Annotated in this window: 5 protein-coding genes; 4 read left to right on the plus strand and 1 reads right to left on the minus strand. The window is 69.4% G+C overall.

Annotation, left to right across the window (positions count from 1 at the left end):
* A partial coding sequence (gene cobA / locus AB0M20_RS28155; protein ID WP_364303239.1) for a uroporphyrinogen-III C-methyltransferase occupies positions 1–701 on the plus strand: 701 nt, incomplete at its 5' end.
* Positions 702–748: 47 nt separating this feature from the next.
* Positions 749–1,105 (plus strand): VOC family protein, encoded by a 357-nt coding sequence (locus tag AB0M20_RS28160; protein ID WP_364303241.1) that lies wholly within the window; start codon positions 749–751, stop codon positions 1,103–1,105.
* A 3-nt stretch (positions 1,106–1,108) separates the two neighbouring features.
* Here the strand turns inward: AB0M20_RS28160 and AB0M20_RS28165 are convergent, their stop codons facing one another.
* On the minus strand, positions 1,109–2,491 hold the full coding sequence (locus AB0M20_RS28165) for a trehalose-6-phosphate synthase (RefSeq protein ID WP_364303243.1): 1,383 nt from the start codon (positions 2,489–2,491) through the stop codon (positions 1,109–1,111).
* A 191-nt stretch (positions 2,492–2,682) separates the two neighbouring features.
* Between AB0M20_RS28165 and AB0M20_RS28170 the strand changes: the two genes are divergently transcribed.
* Positions 2,683–3,123: a hypothetical protein gene (locus AB0M20_RS28170; RefSeq protein WP_364303245.1), complete on the plus strand. Its 441-nt coding sequence runs from the start codon at positions 2,683–2,685 to the stop codon at positions 3,121–3,123.
* A 114-nt stretch (positions 3,124–3,237) separates the two neighbouring features.
* Positions 3,238–4,716: energy-dependent translational throttle protein EttA (gene ettA, locus AB0M20_RS28175; protein ID WP_364303247.1), on the plus strand; the 1,479-nt coding region annotated here is incomplete at its 3' end.

Consider the following 4,716-nt stretch of genomic DNA (forward strand, 5'->3'; position numbering starts at 1 on the left):
GCTCCGGGCCGGGCGACCCGGAGCTGATCACCGTGCTGGGCCGGCGACTGCTCGCGGCGGCCGACGTGGTGGTCGCCGACCGGCTGGTGCCCGGTCCGCTGCTGGGCGAGATGCGCCCGGACGCCGAGTTCGTGGACGCTGCCAAGATCCCGTACGGCCCGTCGGCGGCGCAGGAGGAGATCAACCGGATCCTGGTGGACCGGGCGCTCGCCGGGAAGTTCGTGGTGCGGCTCAAGGGCGGGGACCCGTACGTCTTCGGGCGCGGCGGCGAGGAGGCGATCGCCTGCGCCGAGGCGGGTGTCCCGGTGCGCGTCGTCCCCGGCGTGACCAGCGCCGTCGCGGCGCCCGCGCTGGCCGGCATCCCGGTGACGCATCGCGGCGTGGCGCACGAGTTCACGGTGGTCTCCGGGCACGTCGCGCCGGACAGCAAGGCGTCCCTGGTGGACTGGGCGGCGCTGGCCCGGATGCGCGGCACTGTGGTCGTACTCATGGGATTGAAGAACTTGCCGTTGATCGCCGAGGCGCTGATGAAGCACGGGCGGGACGAGGGCACCCCCGCCGCGATCGTGCAGGAGGGGTCGACCGAGGCCCAGCGCAGCCTGCGCAGCACGCTCGGATCGGTCGCCGCCGACGCCCTGGTGGCCGGCATCCGGCCGCCGGCCGTCGTAGTGATCGGAGAAGTAGCGGCGATCGTCGCTTGAGTTGCGTAATCGTGGGGTAACTCACCGGAATGGACAGCAGACCACACATGAGATTGGCCGGGGTCGTGCTGGACGCACCGGACGCGAACGAGCTGGCCGCCTTCTACCAGCGCCTCCTGGGCTGGCCGGCGGCACAGGACGAGCCCGGCTGGGTCAAGCTCAGCGCTCCGGACGGCTGCACCGCCCTTTCCTTCCAGACCGAGAGCCGATACGTACGACCGGTGTGGCCGCCCGGCGACGGCGACCCGCAGATGAGCGTGCACCTGGACATCGAGGTCGAGGATCTGGACGAGGCCGGCGGGCACGCCGAGAAGGCCGGCGCGACCCCGGCCGAGTTCCAGCCGCAGGAGGACGTCCGGGTCTACCTCGACCCGGCCGGCCACCCGTTCTGTTTCTTCCTCTGACCTCTACTTCAGCTCGTCGAGGAAGCTGTGGGCCCACGCGGCGACGTCGTGGCTGCGCAGATGCCGCTGCATGGTGCGCATCCGCCGCTTGAGGTCGGACGGCTCCGCCGCGATCGCCCGCAGCAGCGCGTCCTTGACGCCGTCGGGGTCGTGCGGGTTGCACAGGAACGCCTGCCGCAGCTCGGTCGCCGCCCCGGCGAACTCGCTGAGCACCAGCGCGCCGCCGCGGTCCGAGCGGCAGGCCACATACTCCTTGGCGACCAGGTTCATGCCGTCACGCAGCGGGGTGACCATCATGATGTCCGCGGCGGAGTAGAGCGCGGCCAGCTCGGTCTTGGGCATCGACTGGTGCAGGTAGTGCACGGCCGGCACACCGACCCGGCTGAACTCGCCGTTGATGCGGCCGACCTCGCGCTCGACCTTGACCCGCAGCGTCTGGTAGTGCTCGACGCGCTCCCGGCTCGGCGTCGCGACCTGCACCATCACCGCGTCGCCCACCTTGAGCTTGCCGTCGGCGAGCAGCTCGCGGAACGCCTTGAGCCGCAGCTCGATGCCCTTGGTGTAGTCGAGCCGGTCGACGCCCAGGATGATCGTCTCGGGATCGCCCAGCTCGGCCCGGATCTCCTTGGCCCGCGCCTGCACCTTGGGGTCGGCGGCCATGCGTTCCATGTCCTTGGTGTCGATGCTGATCGGGAACGCGCCGGCCTTCACCTTGCGCCCGTCCACCTGGATCGACTGGCCCTCGTAGCGCAGGCCGAGCAGGTGCCGGGCCAGCCGCACGAAGTTCTGCGCCGCCAGCCGCTGCTGGAAACCGACCAGGTCGGCGCCGAGCAGGCCGCGCAATATCTCGGCCCGGAACGGCATCTGCATGAACAACTCGATCGGCGGGAACGGGATGTGCAGGAAGAAGCCAATCTTCAGGTCGGGCCGCAGCTCGCGCAGCATGGCCGGCACCAGCTGCAGCTGGTAGTCCTGCACCCAGACGGTCGCGCCCTGGTCGGCCACCTCCGCGGCGGCCGCGGCGAACCGCTGGTTGACCACCCGGTACGCCTCACGCCAGCGCCGCTTGTACACCGGCGTCTCGACCGCGTCGTGGTACAGCGGCCAGATCGTCGCGTTGGACTGGCCCTCGTAGTAGCGCTCCAGCTCCTCCGCGCTCAGCGGCACCGGGTGGATCCGGATGCCCTCGAGCTCGAACGGCTCCGGCGCCTCACCATCCCCACCGGCCCAGCCGATCCAGGTGCCCCGATGCTCGGTGAGCACCGGGTGTAGCGCGGTGACCAGACCGCCCGGGCTGGGTCGCCACTGCCGCTCGCCGTCATCATTGATGACTTCGTCGACGGGCAGGCGGTTGGCGACGACGACAAAGGAACTTCGTTCGGCCACGCTGAGTGCACCTCCGGGTCGTTGCTAGTTCCCACCGACGAGCCTACTGTGCGTAGCCGCGCGCGGGGCGCCTCGTCCTGGCGTACGAATGGCATCCTGGGTCGGTGGACCTGTCCGATGATCTTCCCCCGCCGCGGCGCCCACTGTTCTTTCCTGTGGTCATTGCCACGACCTTCCTGAGCATCATCGGCATGTCCGTCGGCCTCCTCCTCGGCGCCGAGCGCGACCGGTCCTCGGCCGACCCGACCCCGCAGGACACCACGCCGACCACCGCGACACGGACCCCGGCGACGTCGCCCCCGCCGAGCGGATCGCTCTGCCGTGACGAGACCCAGGCCGCCGCTCGGCGCGCCGGCGCCCCGGGACCGCTGGTCCGGGTGCTGCGGCTGCGCACGAAGACTTCCGAGGTGTACATCTGCCGTGATCCGGCCGGCGCTCTCTATTACCACGCCAACAGCGACGAAAACTCCTGGATCGAGGGCGAGACGGCGCTGTTTCTCACCGGCGTGACCGGAGAGGGCGACCACTACGAGGTCACCGCGACCGACGGCACGACCTTCTCGGTGACCGCCAAGCGCCTGCTGATCGTGCACACGGACGGCTCCAAGGAGCCCCAGCCCGCCGTGCGGTAGGAATCCCGGCAGGGAATCAGGGGGAGGGTCGCCGGGGTTGTACGTAGGCGTGCCTGGGAGTATGAGGGCGCATTCATCGGCACCGCAATCAACGACACGGAGGTAGGCCGCACCGTGGCCCAGTTCATCTACACGCTGGAGAAGGCGCGCAAGGCGCACGGCGACAAGGTCGTGCTCGACGACGTGACGCTGAACTTCCTGCCGGGCGTCAAGATCGGTGTGGTCGGGCCGAACGGCGCCGGTAAGTCCAGCCTGCTCAGGATCATGGCGGGCGTCGACACCGTGAGCAACGGCGAGGCGCGGCTGATGCCGGGCTACACCGTCGGCATGCTCGCGCAGGAGCCGCCGCTCAACGACGCGAAGACCGTCCTCGGCAACATCGAGGAGGCCGTCGCGGAGACCAAGGCCAAGCTGGAGCGGTTCAACAAGATCGCCGAGCAGATGGCCACCGACTACACCGACGAGCTGATGGAGGAGATGGGCAAGCTGCAGGAGGAGCTGGACCACGCGAACGCGTGGGACGTCGACTCCCAGCTCGAGCTCGCGATGGACGCCCTGCGGTGCCCGCCGCCGGATGCCGACGTCACCCAGCTCTCCGGTGGTGAGCGCCGCCGCGTCGCGCTGTGCAAGCTGCTGCTCCAGGCGCCCGACCTGCTGCTGCTCGACGAGCCCACCAACCACCTGGACGCCGAGAGCGTGTCCTGGCTGGAGCAGCACCTGGCCAAGTACGCCGGCACGGTCATCGCGATCACCCACGACCGGTACTTCCTGGACAACGTGGCCACCTGGATCCTCGAGCTGGACCGCGGCCGCACGTTCCCGTACGAGGGCAACTACTCCACCTACCTGGACAAGAAGGCGGCCCGCCTGCAGATGCAGGGCCGCAAGGACCAGAAGCTGCAGAAGCGCCTCACCGAGGAGCTCGAGTGGGTCCGGTCCAACGCGAAGGCCCGGCAGACCAAGTCCAAGGCGCGCCTCGACCGCTACGACGAGATGGCCAACGAGGCGGAGAAGACCCGCAAGCTGGACTTCGAGGAGATCCAGATCCCACCGGGCCCCCGCCTGGGCAACACCGTCATCGAGTCGAAGGACCTGGTCAAGGGCTTCGACGGCCGGGTCCTGATCGACCACCTGTCGTTCTCGCTGCCGCGCAACGGCATCGTCGGCATCATCGGCCCGAACGGCGTGGGCAAGACCACCCTGTTCAAGACCATCGTCGGGCTGGAGAAGCCGGACGCGGGGTCGGTACGGATCGGTGAGACGGTCAAGCTGTCCTACGTGGACCAGAACCGGTCCGGGCTGGACGGGTCCAAGACGGTGTGGGAGGTCGTCTCGGACGGGCTCGACTACCTCATGGTCGGCAAGGTCGAGATGCCGTCCCGGGCCTACGTCGCGGCCTTCGGCTTCAAGGGCCCCGACCAGCAGAAGCCGGTCAAGGTGCTCTCCGGCGGCGAGCGCAACCGGCTCAACCTCGCGATGACGCTGAAGATCGGCGGCAACGTGATCCTGCTCGACGAGCCGACCAACGACCTGGACGTGGAGACGCTCTCCAGCCTGGAGAACGCGCTGCTCGAGTTCCCGGGCTGCGCCGTG

Source organism: Actinoplanes sp. NPDC051633 (genome assembly GCF_040681735.1).
Lineage (GTDB): Bacteria > Actinomycetota > Actinomycetes > Mycobacteriales > Micromonosporaceae > Actinoplanes.

Bases quoted from the DNA above. Each gene is read 5' to 3' on its own strand.
- AB0M20_RS28160 (WP_364303241.1), top strand. From the start codon at position 749: ATGAGATTGGCCGGGGTCGTGCTGGACGCACCGGACGCGAACGAGCTG.
- AB0M20_RS28170 (WP_364303245.1), top strand. From the start codon at position 2,683: ATGTCCGTCGGCCTCCTCCTCGGCGCCGAGCGCGACCGGTCCTCGGCC.